15 protein-coding genes and 1 tRNA gene are annotated in these 14,709 nt (G+C 59.1%); 5 read left to right on the top strand and 11 right to left on the bottom strand.

Translation table 11 applies throughout. The annotated features are described in order from the left end of the window. Nucleotides 1-138: 138 nt before the first annotated feature. Nucleotides 139-831 carry a ribose-5-phosphate isomerase RpiA gene (gene rpiA, locus BLX89_RS01665; protein ID WP_075288907.1) on the bottom strand — a complete coding sequence of 231 codons (693 nt, stop codon included), beginning with the start codon at nt 829-831 and terminating at the stop codon, nt 139-141. A 223-nt stretch (nt 832-1,054) separates the two neighbouring features. On the opposite strand from rpiA, the gene BLX89_RS01660 reads away from it, so the two are divergent. Then, entirely contained in the window at nt 1,055-1,741 is a 687-nt protein-coding gene (locus BLX89_RS01660; RefSeq protein WP_075288906.1) for an HAD family hydrolase, read from the top strand. Nucleotides 1,742-1,877: 136 nt separating this feature from the next. Here BLX89_RS01660 and tig read toward each other — a convergent pair whose 3' ends face one another. The 5 genes from tig to BLX89_RS24560 form a co-directional block, all read right to left on the bottom strand. Next, the gene (gene tig / locus BLX89_RS01655; protein ID WP_075288905.1) at nt 1,878-3,350 is read right to left on the bottom strand and encodes a trigger factor; all 1,473 of its coding nucleotides are present in this window, start codon (nt 3,348-3,350) and stop codon (nt 1,878-1,880) included. Between the two features lie 172 nt (nt 3,351-3,522). Then, nucleotides 3,523-3,607: transfer RNA gene (locus BLX89_RS01650), tRNA-Leu, on the bottom strand. A gap of 181 nt (nt 3,608-3,788) precedes the next feature. Further along, complete coding sequence (locus tag BLX89_RS01645) at nt 3,789-4,385, bottom strand: GDYXXLXY domain-containing protein (RefSeq protein ID WP_075288904.1); 597 nt, start codon at nt 4,383-4,385, stop codon at nt 3,789-3,791. A 1-nt stretch (nt 4,386) separates the two neighbouring features. Beyond that, nucleotides 4,387-5,505: a DUF2157 domain-containing protein gene (locus BLX89_RS01640; protein WP_075288903.1), complete on the bottom strand. Its 1,119-nt coding sequence runs from the start codon at nt 5,503-5,505 to the stop codon at nt 4,387-4,389. 670 nt (nt 5,506-6,175) lie between these two features. Next, a complete protein-coding gene (locus tag BLX89_RS24560) occupies nt 6,176-6,325 on the bottom strand; it encodes a hypothetical protein (RefSeq protein ID WP_158025926.1) in 150 nt (49 codons plus the stop codon). A 98-nt stretch (nt 6,326-6,423) separates the two neighbouring features. On the opposite strand from BLX89_RS24560, the gene BLX89_RS01635 reads away from it, so the two are divergent. From BLX89_RS01635 to trmFO, 3 genes are all read left to right on the top strand, one after another. After that, entirely contained in the window at nt 6,424-6,567 is a 144-nt protein-coding gene (locus tag BLX89_RS01635) for a DUF1127 domain-containing protein (protein WP_075288902.1), read from the top strand. A gap of 494 nt (nt 6,568-7,061) precedes the next feature. Then, nucleotides 7,062-7,205: a DUF1127 domain-containing protein gene (locus tag BLX89_RS01630; RefSeq protein ID WP_075288901.1), complete on the top strand. Its 144-nt coding sequence runs from the start codon at nt 7,062-7,064 to the stop codon at nt 7,203-7,205. 163 nt (nt 7,206-7,368) lie between these two features. Further along, nucleotides 7,369-8,781, top strand: coding sequence for a methylenetetrahydrofolate--tRNA-(uracil(54)-C(5))-methyltransferase (FADH(2)-oxidizing) TrmFO (gene trmFO, locus BLX89_RS01625; protein WP_075288900.1), 1,413 nt, complete (start codon nt 7,369-7,371; stop codon nt 8,779-8,781). Nucleotides 8,782-8,844: 63 nt separating this feature from the next. Here trmFO and BLX89_RS01620 read toward each other — a convergent pair whose 3' ends face one another. From BLX89_RS01620 to yajC, 5 genes are all read right to left on the bottom strand, one after another. Then, entirely contained in the window at nt 8,845-9,279 is a 435-nt protein-coding gene (locus BLX89_RS01620; RefSeq protein ID WP_075288899.1) for a hypothetical protein, read from the bottom strand. A gap of 78 nt (nt 9,280-9,357) precedes the next feature. Next, nucleotides 9,358-10,215: a phytoene/squalene synthase family protein gene (locus BLX89_RS01615; protein WP_075289223.1), complete on the bottom strand. Its 858-nt coding sequence runs from the start codon at nt 10,213-10,215 to the stop codon at nt 9,358-9,360. A gap of 23 nt (nt 10,216-10,238) precedes the next feature. Then, nucleotides 10,239-10,625: an Mth938-like domain-containing protein gene (locus BLX89_RS01610; RefSeq protein ID WP_075288898.1), complete on the bottom strand. Its 387-nt coding sequence runs from the start codon at nt 10,623-10,625 to the stop codon at nt 10,239-10,241. 8 nt (nt 10,626-10,633) lie between these two features. Next, a complete protein-coding gene (secD, locus tag BLX89_RS01605; RefSeq protein ID WP_075288897.1) occupies nt 10,634-13,177 on the bottom strand; it encodes a protein translocase subunit SecD in 2,544 nt (847 codons plus the stop codon). 61 nt (nt 13,178-13,238) lie between these two features. Beyond that, nucleotides 13,239-13,574, bottom strand: a complete 336-nt coding sequence (yajC, locus tag BLX89_RS01600; protein WP_075288896.1) for a preprotein translocase subunit YajC — start codon at nt 13,572-13,574, stop codon at nt 13,239-13,241. A gap of 227 nt (nt 13,575-13,801) precedes the next feature. On the opposite strand from yajC, the gene BLX89_RS01595 reads away from it, so the two are divergent. Beyond that, nucleotides 13,802-14,674 carry an ATP-binding protein gene (locus tag BLX89_RS01595; protein WP_075289222.1) on the top strand — a complete coding sequence of 291 codons (873 nt, stop codon included), beginning with the start codon at nt 13,802-13,804 and terminating at the stop codon, nt 14,672-14,674. The last annotated feature ends 35 nt before the right edge of the window (nt 14,675-14,709 follow it).

Genomic DNA, 14,709 nt, shown 5'->3' with positions numbered 1-14,709 from the left:
CGGCTTGGACATCCGCAACCGCCGCAATTTTGATGTTCGGCTCTTGCTCACCTATCCCGACGGGTCGGTCAGCAGTGCCCCAATTCCCGCGACCCGCACGGTCGCAATGGTTTAACTCCCGCATCGATCGCAGCCGTTTCAGCCGCCGATCTTTCGCGCACCATCCACGCCGGCAATAATCGCAAGCGACGCCATGCGGATGAAAAGCCCATGCTCGACCACGCCCGGGATCGCATTCAAATCACGCGCCAGCGCATCTGCATCAGGAATACGGCCAAAAGATGCATCCAGAATAAGATGCCCGCCGTCTGTCATGAACGGGCCATCGCCGGAGCCGCGCACGCCAATCTCGCCGGAAAGCCCGTGACGCGCCGCAAGCTTTTCGACGGCAATGCGCGTCGACACCAATCCGAAAGGATTGACCTCGATCGGCAGCTTGAAAGCGCCAAGCACATCCACGACCTTCGTGTCGTCGGCAATCACGATCATGCGCGAGGAGGCCGAAGCCACGATCTTTTCACGCAACAGGGCTCCACCGCCGCCCTTGATCAGGCGAAGCTCAGGATCGACCTCGTCCGCGCCGTCGATGGTGAGATCGAGTTCCGGCAGTTCATCCAGCGATTTCAACGGCACACCCAGCTCAAGGCAAAGTCTCGCAGTGCGCTCGGAGGTGGGAACCCCCTCTATCTTCAGACCGCCGGCAACTTTCTCCGCAAGCAGCCTGACAAACTCCTCGGCTGTCGATCCCGTTCCGATGCCGAGGCGCATGCCGTCTTCCACGTATTCGAGCGCCGCTTCGGCAGCCTTGATCTTCATCTGGCGGGCGTCCATGCGCCACGTTCTCCCTGTTAGAAAAGAAGAGCGCTGCAGCAACACCGCGCGCTCCTCTGAAACCTGTCCAGACGTTTACACGGGGGCGCGGGCAAACAAAAGCCCAAAAGAGCCTTCAATGCCACTTCGCCGTTAGCCATCCCGTGAAGTCGCGATTGATTTTTAAGGCGGCATCCCATACCCCCGCACCATATTCAGCGCGCCCGTCCCGAAAGGTTCCTTCTTGTCCTCCTCCGTAGTTGTTTTCGATCTTGATGGAACGCTCGTCGATACCGCACCCGACCTCATGGCCAGCCTGAACCACGCGGTGACGCAGGCAGGACTGCAACCCGTAAGCTATGAGGATCTCACCCATCTCGTGGGGCACGGTGCGAAAGCCATGATCGAACGTACATTTGCGCTCCGCAACACGCCGCTCAGCGCGTCCGACCTCGAATGGCAGATGAAGGAATTCGTGGATTTCTACCATGGCTCGATGCCTGGCGAATCCCTGCCCTATCCCGGCCTTCTGGATGCGATGGACCGGCTTTCCCGGGCGGGTTTCACGCTTGCTGTCTGCACCAACAAGCTTGAGATGCTTGCAACAAGCCTGATCGAAAGCCTCGGCCTCATGCATCGTTTCGCAGCGATCACCGGGGGCGATACATTTCCAGTCCGCAAGCCCGATGCCGAGCATCTGCTGGCGACCATCCGTCTTGCCGGCGGCGTTCCGGAGCGTTCCGTCATGATCGGCGACAGCCTCAACGACATTCTGGTCGCCCGCAACGCCTCGGTCCGCTCCATCGGTGTTCCTTTCGGCTATTCCGACGTTTCGATCGAAAGCCTCGAGCCGGACCTCGTCATCAACCACTTCGACGAACTGACACCGGACCTGGTCGAAAACCTGCTGGCGCCGAAAGGCACCGCGTAACACCAGGCCTTGTCGGCCACCTCGTCATGCCTATACAGAGCCGCATCGTTCCCGCTGCGGCTTTTTTAGTTTGTCCCGAACAGCAAAAAGGCCACCCAATGGGCGGCCTTTCCGTAAACTTCGATGAGGAAGCGGCTTATTCGGCGCTGTCGTCAGCGGCCTTCTTCTTGGCCGGAGCCTTTTTCTTCGGTGCTGCGGCTTCTTCGCCGTCAGTGGCTTCAGCCTTTGCGGCCTTCTTCTTCGGGGCCTTCTTGGCCTCGCCCGTACCTTCTTCCTCGTCGTCTGCCATCAGCTCTTCCTTGCTGACGGTCTTGTCGGTGACCTTCACTTCGGAGAGCAGGTGGTCAATGACCTTTTCTTCGAAGAGCGGAGCGCGCAGCGAAGCGGCGGCACCAGGGGTCTTCTGGAAGTAGTCGATGATTTCCTTTTCCTGGCCGGGGAACTGGCGAAGCTGCTGGAACAGCGAGCGCTGCATTTCCTCGTCGGAAACCTGAACGCCTGCCTTCTCGCCGATTTCGGAAAGAACGAGGCCGAGGCGAACGCGACGCTCTGCGAGCTTGCGGTACTCGGCGCGGGCTTCCTCTTCGGTCGTGTCTTCATCGGCGAAGGTCTTGCCGGCCTGCTGCAGGTCGGTGTTGATCTGGCGCCAGATGTTTTCAAACTCGGCGTCAACCAGACGGCCGGGAGTGTCGAACTGGTACATCTCGTCGAGCTGGTCGAGAATCTGACGCTTCACCTTCTGACGGGTGAACGAGCCGTACTGGCTTTCGATCTGGCCGCGAACGACTTCCTTCAGCTTGTCAGCCGATTCAAGGCCGAGCTTGGTGGCCAGTTCGTCGTTGATTTCGACTTCAGCGGCAGCGGCAACGTCCTTGACGGTGATGTCGAAGGTGGCTTCCTTGCCGGCGAGGTTTGCGGCCGGGTAGTCAGCCGGGAAGGTAACGGTGATCACCTTCTCGTCGCCGGCCTTCAGGCCAACGAGCTGTTCTTCGAAACCGGGGATGAAACGGTTGGAGCCGAGGACCAGTTCAGCGTCTTCGTCCTTGCCGCCGTCGAAGGCTTCGCCATCAACCTTGCCGAGGTAATCGATCGTGACGCGGTCGCCGTTTTCAGCCTTGCCCTTCTTGGTTTCGTAGGTGCGGGCGCTTTCGGCGATCTTGAGGATCTGCTCATTGATTTCAGCGTCGTCGATGTCGACGACTTCGCGGGTCACCTTGATGCCCGAAACGTCCTTCAGCTCGATCGCCGGGATAACTTCGTATGCCAGCGTGAATTCGAAATCGGCCGTCGCGTTGAGGATCTTGTCGGCTTCAGCCTCATCCTCGGTCATTGCGATTTCCGGCTGCGTCGCGGACTTTTCGCCGCGCTCGGACAGGATTTCGGTCGGCTTTTCGCGAACGATCTCGTTGACCAGCTCGGCCATGATCGACTTGCCGTACATCTTCTTCAGATGAGCGAACGGCACCTTGCCCGGACGGAAGCCGTTGATACGGACCTTGCCCTTGGCGTCTTCCAGGCGCTCGTTCATACGAGCTTCCATGTCCTTGGCCGGGATAACGACCTTGAGTTCGCGCTTCAGCCCTTCAGCGAGCGTTTCGATAACCTGCATGTTCAAACCTTCATTTCACGTTGACAGGGCTCTGTCGGTGTTCGTTCTCTCGAGCACGTGAGCCGATCCAATTGCCGGGAGTGGCTTTACGCAAATCCGTCACCGTTTTGCAAGCAAAATGGCGCACTCTTCCTGAATCGACGCGAAGATAGACCTTTCGCGTCCCTTGTTCTGGTGCGGGTAGAGAGACTTGAACTCCCACGCCTTGCGGCACCAGAACCTAAATCTGGCGTGTCTACCAATTTCACCATACCCGCGTTCAGAAAGCCGCCTCGCCTGATCTCGTCGGCGAAACACTTGGCAATAAGCGAAGGTTCCGCCGGGTTCAGGGCGTCCCGAGCGCGGCGTCTCTATATCACCCGTTTCCGGCGGATCAAAGGGAAAATGCGGCGTCAAACACACTGAAATTGCCGCTATCGACCACTATTTCCCGTCTCTTTAGTAAAGTGGCTCGTCGTAGAGTGGCTTCCCGTCGATGGAAATCGTGCGAATCTGCATGCGTCCGCTCTCGTCCACCCGGGCCGTGACGGACAGGGCGTCGGCATTGCGAGCCTCCTCCAAAGGCTTTCCCTCGCCTTCTGGAACGTAATAGCGCTCAATGCCGTATTCGACCGAGAGAGGCGCCTCGATGTTGCCGGTCTGCGGATAGAAATAGAACGGCTGGCTTCTTGCGACGACAGTCCCGTCATCGCGTTGCGGCAAAGTGCCGAAGGCCGCCTCCGCGACATGCCAGAAGCCATCGCCACCTTGCGAAAGACGCACCGAAACCTGCGCATCAGTTTCTTCTGTTGGCGGCTTATCAACGAACTTGTCAGCCGGAATGGACGAAATCTCATAGGACAGCACGACATAATCTCCGCGCAAGAGATCGCGCGGGTCAACCGGTACCGTCTTCAGAACGACATCCCTGCCGCTTCTCAGGATCGAGGCGCGGCTTTCTATCATATAGCCGATAACACCGGTCTGCAGGGCTGCGACAACGATCGCCGCGATCCATGGGCTGAAGAAAGATGGCTTGGAAAGAAACGTCCTCATCTCAAGCCTCCTTCACCGGCTGGGTTGCTTCATTTGCCTGCGACAGACGTCTTTCTATACGGATGACCAGATAGGCAATGACGGCGAGGACACCCCCGGAGATCAGGAAAAAGCCGGACGTGCCAAGGATGCTGCCGATCGTTTCGGAGGACAGGAAAAGCAGTTCCCCGGCGAAGGCCGCATAGCCCAGAAAGCGCACCGCCCCATTCAGGCGACCCGCAATACCGATGCCGATAAGGGAAAATGCGAGCGCCGCGATACCGACAACCGAATCCTGCCAAAGCTCCTCAACTTCCATATGCAGGGCGGCCAACCCCAGGAGCGCGAGCGCAAAGCTGTAAAAGGCCGGAGCCGCGCCCGTATCCGACGCAAAGCGATAGAGTGGCGATACCGGAAGCGCAACCAGCAGGAAAACGCCGAGACCGAGCGCGACATAGGTCGCCGCAAGCCAGGCTTCCGGCGCTTCGGTATAAAGCCAGCCCAGCCAGGCCAGAGCGAGCAGATAGGCCAGGTGCCGGCCAAGGCCGGCACCGGTGTAACGCACCAGCGCCAAGATGATGACGACAAGGATCGGCACAAAGAAAATGTAACCGTTGCCTTCCAGGCTGGAATCGCTGTCGACCATCAACTGAATGAACAGCCACCAACTCAGAATGCCGCAGATGACGGCAAGCGGCGCCGAGCGGAACAGAACGGTCGCCAGGCACGCCATCACCAGCCAGATAAACAGAGCATCTGCCGCATCTCCGGAAAGATGATACATCTGTCCGACCAGGGCGATGGCTCCACCAAAGCTCAACGTCGCCATCACAAGCAGCCCTGCGCTGATAGCGTTCGCTCCACGCGAGAGTGCGAATGCGGCCCCGAGATAAAGAACCCAGATTAGCCCGATAATCCCGACAACACGGGCAATGCGCGGAATGACTTCCCAGTTCGCTGCCACCAAAAGCAAAACCGCAGCAGCCAGCAATACGCCTGCCAGCGTCATCAACACACGGCCGGCGCTGAAGCTCGAGGGGCGGGAATCGTATTCGGCCAGCATAGCATCCGCCGCGCGCCGATCGACCATCCCCTTCTCGATCCAGAGATTGAAATCCTTCTCTATGCGGGCCCGGTACATGAATGCTCCTTGCATGCGGCTGTCGGCCAACACATATCACAGTCACTGGCCAATCCCAGCCGACCAGAAAGACGTTATCGTTAACGATTTGCCAAGATTTATCTCGTATGATTCTGCAATGCTGATAGGCGAAAAGCATGCATCATACGCATGGCTTCCATGAAGATATCGCACTGCACAAATTCGCTCGTGATGGTATCTTCGGGTCATAGAGACAGCGCCATCAAGTCGGCAGCGTCTCAAGGCAAGACCAGCCACCCTCATGGGAAAGGTCCTCGCAGCCGGTGAGGCTCGATGCACACAATTCGGAGCAAGCGCTCTCCTCCTCCCAGCGCTCCTCCGATACGACAGGCGACACTCCTCCTCCCGGTTGCCTGTCATTTCAAATGACGCCCGCTGGACCTCCTCCCCCAGCGGGCGTTATTTTTTCGTGATTTCCCAAGTCTTTTCAGAGAAACCTGACGCGATCCGGAGCATCTGCTGAGATTTTCAGCATCCTTCAGGCCCTTTATTTTTCCAGCCATGCGCTTCCGGCATGGGTGCCATTCGCGTTTATCGCTACCGCACGATCACATCCTCAATTATATTACTTTTCATAGGTCGAGGCAGCGCTCTCCTCCTCCCGGCGCGCCTTGATACGATCGGCAACCCTCCTCCTCCCAGTTGTCGATCAGAACAAAGCGGCGCTCGTCGAACCTCCTCCCTCGGCGAGCGCCGTTTTATTTTTCAAATCGCCTGTCCGTTGCCCGTGCGTTTCTGCACAAATTGCAATCATCCGCGCAACCAGACCTGCATACTTCGCATAGGTGCGATGCAGCATTAGCTCTGCAAAATACACCTGGAACAACGTATATTCAGCTCATGACATCGAGACCGGCTGACAGACACGCCGGCCAGCAGATTACAAAGGAAACGACCATGAACCTCACCCGTTCTTTCAACAACTGGCGCAAGTATCGTCAGACCGTCAATGAACTCGGCCGCATGAGCGACCGCGAACTCAGCGACCTCGGCATCGGCCGCGGCGATATCGCATACGTTGCCCGTCAGGCCGTGAAGTAATCCATTACTTTCGGCGGCGTGGGCAGTAACGCGAACCACGCATTCGACAAACGCTCTCCGGCATCGCCGGCGGGCGTTTTTTTATTTGGGGGGCGCCTCACCGATGCCAAGCACCCAACAATCGCACCCTTAAAAAACGCAACGCCCCACGCACCTCCAAAGCGCATATACCTGACCATCCCGACTTGTTTTCAGGTGCTGCATATATGAGCACACTCCTCCGACAGGCACCGGACCGGAGCAGTGCCGAGCGGACAAGCGACCATTTAAAATTATATATTAAATACAACGGTTTATGGTGACGTCAAACCTTCATTAACCTTTGGCGCTTTTCTCGGCAGTCTTGAAATTTGCCCAAGAGTTGTCCATGCATTTGCACAAATGCATAGCAGATGCATTTTCTTTGCACTGCAATATCCGCGTATACGGGCGTATAACAACCTCAACGAAGCAGACGAGATCGTCTCGCTCACCAAGACCTGAGGAAAACGACCATGAACCCCATTCGCATTGCAAAGAGCTGGATCAACTATCGCCGCACCGTTGCCGAGCTCGGCAACCTCTCGAACCACGCCCTGTCGGATATCGGCATCACCCGCTTCGACATCCGCAACATCGCGGCTCGCTCCTTCCGTTAATCGGAACGCGCTTTGACATACCCAAAACGGCACCCTCGCGGTGCCGTTTTCGTTTATGGGCTTGATGCAACGTCGCCCGGTGGATGCGCCCATTTTTCGCACGATGTGCATTCTTCCGCTCAAACGGATTTCTGTTTGGGGAATTATGCAGTAAGAACGCCGCATGACAGAAACAACCTCCCCCCTTCACATCATCGGCGGCGGCCTTGCGGGCTCCGAAGCCGCCTGGCAGGCAGCAAAGGCCGGCATTCCCGTCATCCTTCACGAGATGCGCGGCGTTCGTGGCACCGACGCCCACAAGACCGACCATCTCGCCGAACTGGTCTGTTCGAACTCCTTCCGCTCGGATGACGCAACGAGCAACGCCGTTGGCGTGCTGCATGCCGAAATGCGGCTGGCAGGCTCGCTGATCATGGCGAGCGCCGACGCCAATCAGGTTCCGGCCGGCGGTGCTCTTGCCGTCGATCGCGAAGGCTTTTCTGCAGCGGTCACCAGCGCGTTGGAAAGCCATCCGCTGATCACGATTGTCCGGGAAGAGATTTCCGGCCTGCCACCCAAGGAATGGGGACAGGCGATCATTGCGACCGGGCCGCTCACGGCGCCTTCGCTTGCTACGGCAATCCAGGCGGAAACCGGTGCGGATGCGCTCGCCTTCTTCGACGCCATAGCGCCGATCGTCTATACCGAAAGCATCGACATGAATGTCTGCTGGTATCAGTCGCGCTATGACAAGGTCGGCCCCGGCGGCACCGGCAAGGACTACATCAACTGTCCGATGGACGAAGCGCAGTATAATGCCTTCGTGGATGCCCTTGTCGCAGGCGACAAGACCGGCTTCAAGGAATGGGAAGGCACGCCTTATTTCGATGGCTGCCTGCCGATCGAGGTCATGGCCGAGCGCGGCCGCGAAACGCTGCGCCACGGACCTATGAAGCCGATGGGACTGACCAACGCTCACAATCCGACCGTCAAGCCCTACGCCGTGGTGCAGCTGCGGCAGGACAATGCACTCGGCACGCTTTACAACATGGTCGGTTTCCAGACGAAGCTGAAATACGGCGCGCAGGCGGAAGTCATCCGCATGATCCCGGGCCTGGAAAACGCGGAGTTTGCGCGTCTCGGCGGCCTGCATCGCAATACGTATATCAATTCGCCGACCTTGCTTGACGCGACGCTGGCGCTGAAATCGCGTCCGGGCCTGCGATTTGCCGGCCAGATTACCGGCTGCGAAGGGTATGTCGAAAGTGCTGCGATCGGTCTGCTTGCCGGTCGTTTTGCCGTCGCGGAGAAGAGGGGCGAAAGCCTGTTGCCTCCGCCGGTGACCACCGCCTTTGGCGCGCTTCTCAACCACATCACCGGCGGCCATATCGTTTCGGACGATGAACCGGGCAAACGTTCGTTTCAGCCGATGAATGTGAACTTCGGACTTTTCCCGCCGCTTGAACCGGGCGCGATTACAAAACCGGAAGGCGTGAAGCGTTTTCGCGGCAAGGAAAAGGCGATCGTCAAGAAACAGATGACAGCGGCGCGCGCACTGGACGATTGCGCCAAATGGCTACAGACGACGGCAGCCTGAACCCTGCTGACTGGAAATGGGAAGAATTGAAGCCCGCCGTCGCGATACGGCGGGTTTTTCGTTTCAAGCTTGCGGTGCGAATTCGTTGCGCGGCTGAAAGCTTCCCAGAAGCCAGAGCGATACCTCTGCCGCGATATCTGCAGAGCGAAATTCGAAACTGCCGTCGAGATGCGTGAAATCGAGGAAATGTACCGCAAGGCCGCGACCGCTCTCGGTCGCGGAGACCTGCACCCTGCCCGGCTCGATCAGATGACACACGAGATGCGTCCCATGCGACGCCATGAAGCCGGCCTTGCCATCATGAAGGCGCACGAAATAGGCCTGATCATCGCGGGTGGAATGGATCGCCCGGATCGCTTCATCCGGAAAGGCCCGACCGAAATCGAGAATGGCCTGCCCGGCATCCGGCGAAAGCCGATCCGCCTCGGCTCGCGCCTTCATGCGAATGTAAAAAACTGCGGCGAGAACGACGCAGACGATGACAACGATCCAGGCCATGACAAGTCTCCCCTGCCGGAATCATCGGCAGCTTTCGCACAGACGCTATTCGGCGAAGCTTGCGCGAATGTGCCGATACTACCAGCGTCCCGTGCGCAGCGCACGCCACATCCACCATTGTCGCCGCCATTGCGGTGGCTGGATCGAATGCTCCAGAAGACCGGCACCGAGCTTTTCCGCTCGATCAAGCACCGGCGCAACCATGGCGACTGTCAGGAAGGCCGGCCTGTTCCACCGGGAAATCCCGGCGCTGGCGGCGCGTGCTTTTGTCAAATGGTCTCGCCCGAGACCCGTAAAGGCGCGGATCGCATGACTGATCGCGGCACGGTCTTCGCCCGTCAAAAAACGGTCGCGATCGAGCCCGGTTGCCGCCAGTATCTCGGCCGGCAGATACACCTGCCCGCGACGGCGGTGCAGAGGCAGCAAAAGCAGCAAGCCAGCGATGGTCTGGGCAACACCGGCATGACCAGCCGCATCCACGGATGTCGTTGCCCCCTTGGGATCTAGGATGAGAGAGGCAAGCTGGATCAGCGCCGATGCCGTCTCGCCCGCATAACCTTCAAGAGAGGCCCGGCTTTCCATCGGATCATCGTAGAGATCGAAAACCCGTGCGTCGATCATATCCTGCAGCACGCCGATTGGAAGGGAATAGTCTCTGACGACCTTGAGGAGCGCTGCTGCCAGCGGATTGCTCTCGCCTTCCCCTGCGGCGGTTCCGTCCAGGAGGTCCCGCCACCATTGCAGCCGGATTTCGCCGGGAAGAGGCTCGCGCACCGTATCGCGGACACGCGCGATCTCCGCATGGAAAGCATAAAGCGCCGAGAGTGGGCCACGCTTTTCCTCCGGCGAGAGAAGGCATGCCAGATAGCGGTCCCGATCGCTGTCGCGCAGGGCCGTAAGGCTGAAATCGTATAGATCGGCAGGGCGGCCCGCCATCGGCTTTTCGGTGCTCGGCATTTTTAAACGGCGACGAAGGCCGCTGCGACGGCACGCGATTCGGCAAGCATGATGTTGTAGGTGCGCACGGCTGCCCCCGTGCTCATCGGATCGGATGAGATGCCCAGTTCGCGGAAGCGGGCCTTCAGATCGGCCGGAAGCGGTCGGATGTCCTTGCCCGTGCCCACCAGCATCACTTCGATCCTGTCGGCTTCGGCAAAAACCTGCTCAAAGGCTTCGACTGTCAGCGGGTCGCCTTCCGTAAAGCCCCACCCGTAAATACCCGACGGCAGCATCAGCAGAGAGCCACGATGGGACATTTCGGCAAAGCGAAAGCCACCATTGCCATAGGTATCGATCGGGGCCTGCCCGGGGAAATGGGCGTTTCGAATTTCAATCTGTCTGCGCATGGCGCACCTCATGCCCCTTTTGCGGCGGTCTGTCCAGAAGCTGGATGTTTCACGCCTCCGTCAGGCGTTCCGTGGCGCAGTTTGAAGAGGATCAGCACCGGCCCGGCGACATAGATAGACGAGAAGGTTGCGACGGCGATACCGAACAACATCACGAAGGCGAAGGACTGGATCGCTTCTCCGCCGAACAGAGACAGAGCCGCCAAAGCAAGAATGGTCGTTGCGCCCGTCAGCACAGTCCGGGAAAGGGTCTGGTTGATTGACGTGTCGATCAGGATCGGCAACGGCATCCGCGGGTAACGCTTCAGGTTTTCGCGGATCCGGTCATAAACGACGACCGTATCGTTCAGCGAATAACCGACAATGGTCAGCAGGGCCGCCACGCTTGCGAGATTGAACTCCAGACCGGTCACGACGAAGAGACCGATCGTCAACAGGACGTCGTGTAGCGTCGCCACGATCGCCCCGACGGAGAACTGCCACTCAAACCGGACCCAGATGTAGATGATGATCGCCAGGAGCGAAATCAGGATGCCGATGGTTGCGGCGCGTGTAAGTTCTCCTGATACCGATGGGCCGACGACCTCCACACGGCGAACATCGTAACTGTCCTCAAGTTCGCCGCGCACGATCAGCGCCGATGTCTGCTCGGCATTTTCTCCGCCCTCGCGCGACTGCACGCGCACCACGACATCCTGCCGGGACCCGAAGGGCTGGGCCGTCACGACGCCCAGATTGAGTTCGCCCAGGCGCGCACGAATATCCTCGAGATCGGCATCGCCCTGCTTTGCCCTGAGCTCGATCACCGCGCCGCCAGAGAAGTCGATGCCGAGATTGAGGCCAAGCGCACCGAAGGCCAGCATCGAGAGCAGCGACAAAAGGGCTGTCAGCGAGAAGACGTAGTTGCGGATCGCCATGAAACGGATCGCGGCGCCATCGAAGATGCCGGTGCGGATGCCGGCGGGCAATTCGGTCGGATGACGCTTCGCCAGCCAGACCATCAGCATCACCCGCGTCAGCGTAAAGGCGGTAAACAGCGTCGTCACGATACCGATCGCCAACGTCACGGCGAAGCCGCGGATCGAGCCCGTGCCGAGATAAAGAAGAATGATCGCCGCGATCAGCGTGGTGATGTTGGCATCGACGATTGCCGCAAAGGCGCGGGCGAAACCGTGCTGGACGGCATCGAGCACCGAGCGGCCATGCTTCACCTCCTCGCGAATGCGCTCATAGATCAGCACGTTGCTATCGACTGCCATGCCGATCGTCAGAACGATACCGGCGACCCCCGGCAAGGTAAGCGCGAGCCCGCTAGCCGTCAGTACGGCAAGGATCATCACGACGTTGAGCACCACGGCTACATTGGCGACAAGACCGAAGAACCCATAGAAACCGAACATGAAGAGGCCGACGAGAAGCGCGCCGATCAGGCCGCTGCGCAAAATCGACTGGATCGATTCGCTCCCCCGGCCCGCACCGATGGAACGCTCCTCAAGCACGGTGAGTGCCGCCGGCAGTGGGCCGCTCTGCAGGAGAATGGTCAGATCTTCGGCACCTTCGGGGCTCATTTCGGCCGCGAGCGTCACGCGTCCGTCCGTGATCGGGCTGCGGACAAGCGGTTCGGCAACGATGAGCCCATCCAGAACGACCGCCAGCGTCGTTCCCGTCGTCGCCTGGGTCGCCTGGGCCAGACGCGCAGATGCTTCCGGTGTCAGCCCCATGTTGACCACGGGGCCTTCGCCATCCAGCGCCGTCTCGACACTGGTAATATCTGTTGAGGAGAACACCGGCTCGCGCTTGAGAAGCCGTCCGATCGGCGGATCGTCCGCGGAATAGACCACCTCGGACCCCGCCGGCGGCGTGCCGTTGACAGCGGCTTCAACCGTCATCGACATATCCATCTGCCGGTAGGAGAAATCGCCTGCCTGCGTCATGATGCTCTTCAGCTGCTCGGGATCGTGCAAGCCCGGAATCTGGACGATGATGCGATCGATGCCGCGCCGGCTGATGGCAGGCGGCTTGCCGCCAAGGCTTTCCAGCCGTTCAGAGAGAATGTTGACGGACTGATCCGCATCCGCGGACAGGCGGCGCTCTACGCCCTTGTCGGTCAATTCGATCCGCAGGAGACCATTTTCGGCTGGCGGAATTGAAAATTCGGGAACTTGTTTTCCAGCTTCGCCCACGAGCCGGTCCGCCATGGGCTTGAGGGCCGCACGCGCCGCATCAAGGCGGGAAGGATCGGGAACCGTCAGCTCGATCGTCTGACCAATGCCATTCAGGCCGGTATAGGGTACCCCGGCAGAGCGCAAAAGGGTGGCGGCCTCGTTGACGCTGGCGCGCAGGCTTGAGGCCACCACATTGTCGCGCTCCACCTGGAGACTGATGCGAGAGCCGCCTTCGAGATCGAGCCCAAGAACCAGCTGCTTCTTCGGCAGCCAGTCCGGTAGTCTGTCGAGAGTGTCCTGCGGCAAGACGTTCGGAAGGGCGACAATCATGCTCAGGAGCACGACAAGCCAGACAATGAAGGTCTTCCAGCGGGCGAAATAAGGCATGAAGCTCTCGACTAAAGGCGTTGAGGGAGGCCGTTTTATCCGGCCTCCTGCGCTTGAGAGCTTATTCCTTGACGGGTTCACCCTTCACGCGGACTTCGGATACGCCACTGCGTACCACACGAATCTTCACGCCGTCAGCAATTTCGACTTCCAGTTCTTTGTCATCGACAACCTTCGTCACTTTGCCGACGATGCCGCCGCCAGTGACGATCTGGTCGTTGCGGCGAATGTTCTTCAGAAGTTCCTCGCGACGCTTCATGTTGGCGCGCTGCGGACGAATGATCAGGAAGTACATTACGACGAAAATCAGCAGAAACGGCAGGATGGACATGAGGATATCCGCACCGCCTGCTGCGGGTGCGGTTGCCGTCTGGGCGAAAGCCTCAGTAATGAACATTGATCACTCCTTGAATGCGTCATTGCGGGGCGAGCCCGCGTTTCGGGTGGCCGGAATATAGGAAAGCCGGCAGCGAATGCAACTCACCCCGACAGCAGTATACCGTGAAACCGTCCTCATACAGAAAAAGCACCGCCCAACAGGTCGCCGTGAGGGGGTACGCGACCTTTCGCAGCAGTCTACGGCATGTTAGGCGACGGTCAGTCTTTCCACTCGGGATGGGTGCCATGCAGGATACAAAGATCGATCTTCTTCTCGCAGAGATGCGAAAGCTCAATGTTGCACTTGAGCGTCTTGCCGGGCCCGAGCGGGCCGTCAACGACTGGGAAGCAGCGGAATGTTTCGTCTGGGTGCCTCAAACCCATTGGCTCCAGCCCGTGACGAAGCCGAACCGGATCGAGATGGGCCTGATCCGGGGCGTAGACCACGTTCGAGACATCCTGCATGACAACACGCTGCGTTTCGCCCGGGGCTTTCCGGCCAACAATGTGCTGCTCTGGGGCGCCCGCGGCATGGGCAAGTCATCCCTGGTAAAAGCCGTCCATGCCGCCGTTTCGAACGAGACCGGCGTGCGGGTGAAACTCGTGGAAGTGCATCGGGAAGATATCGCCACCCTGCCCGCGCTGATGGATATCCTGAAAAAGGCCCCGGTACCGGTTCTGGTTTTCTGCGACGACCTGTCCTTCGATCACGACGACACCTCGTACAAGTCTCTGAAGGCCGTGCTTGACGGCGGCATCGAAGGCCGTCCCGACAACGTGCTGCTCTATGCGACGTCGAACCGCCGGCATCTTTTGCCGCGCGATATGATGGAAAACGAACAATCGACCGCAATCAATCCATCTGAAGCCGTCGAGGAGAAGGTCTCACTCTCGGATCGCTTCGGACTATGGCTGGGCTTCTACAAATGCAGCCAGGACGATTATCTGGCGATGATCGACGGTTACGCCGCTCATGTCGGAATTGATATCGAAACTGAAAAGCTTCACGCTGAAGCTCTGGAATGGAGCACCACGCGCGGTTCGCGCTCCGGGCGCGTCGCCTTCCAGTTCATTCAGGATCTTGCCGGGCGCTACGAAAAGAAGATCGAGCTGGGCTGAGGGCAACAGTCCTTGCACGAACGCAAAAAGCCGCG

It is taken from the genome of Pararhizobium arenae, assembly GCF_001931685.1.
GTDB lineage: Bacteria > Pseudomonadota > Alphaproteobacteria > Rhizobiales > Rhizobiaceae > Pararhizobium > Pararhizobium arenae.
Note: the sequence above shows the minus strand (reverse complement) of the source record. Positions and strands in the feature narration are given on the sequence as shown.

Coding starts and splice junctions, on each gene's coding strand:
- rpiA (WP_075288907.1), bottom strand. CDS start 831: ATGGACGCCCGCCAGATGAAGATCAAGGCTGCCGAAGCGGCGCTCGAA.
- tig (WP_075288905.1), bottom strand. CDS start 3,350: ATGCAGGTTATCGAAACGCTCGCTGAAGGGCTGAAGCGCGAACTCAAG.
- BLX89_RS01645 (WP_075288904.1), bottom strand. CDS start 4,385: ATGAGGACGTTTCTTTCCAAGCCATCTTTCTTCAGCCCATGGATCGCG.
- BLX89_RS01640 (WP_075288903.1), bottom strand. CDS start 5,505: ATGTACCGGGCCCGCATAGAGAAGGATTTCAATCTCTGGATCGAGAAG.
- BLX89_RS24560 (WP_158025926.1), bottom strand. CDS start 6,325: ATGCTGCATCGCACCTATGCGAAGTATGCAGGTCTGGTTGCGCGGATG.
- BLX89_RS01635 (WP_075288902.1), top strand. CDS start 6,424: ATGAACCTCACCCGTTCTTTCAACAACTGGCGCAAGTATCGTCAGACC.
- BLX89_RS01630 (WP_075288901.1), top strand. CDS start 7,062: ATGAACCCCATTCGCATTGCAAAGAGCTGGATCAACTATCGCCGCACC.
- trmFO (WP_075288900.1), top strand. CDS start 7,369: ATGACAGAAACAACCTCCCCCCTTCACATCATCGGCGGCGGCCTTGCG.
- BLX89_RS01620 (WP_075288899.1), bottom strand. CDS start 9,279: ATGGCCTGGATCGTTGTCATCGTCTGCGTCGTTCTCGCCGCAGTTTTT.
- BLX89_RS01615 (WP_075289223.1), bottom strand. CDS start 10,215: ATGGCGGGCCGCCCTGCCGATCTATACGATTTCAGCCTTACGGCCCTG.
- BLX89_RS01610 (WP_075288898.1), bottom strand. CDS start 10,625: ATGCGCAGACAGATTGAAATTCGAAACGCCCATTTCCCCGGGCAGGCC.
- secD (WP_075288897.1), bottom strand. CDS start 13,177: ATGCCTTATTTCGCCCGCTGGAAGACCTTCATTGTCTGGCTTGTCGTG.
- yajC (WP_075288896.1), bottom strand. CDS start 13,574: ATGTTCATTACTGAGGCTTTCGCCCAGACGGCAACCGCACCCGCAGCA.
- BLX89_RS01595 (WP_075289222.1), top strand. CDS start 13,802: ATGCAGGATACAAAGATCGATCTTCTTCTCGCAGAGATGCGAAAGCTC.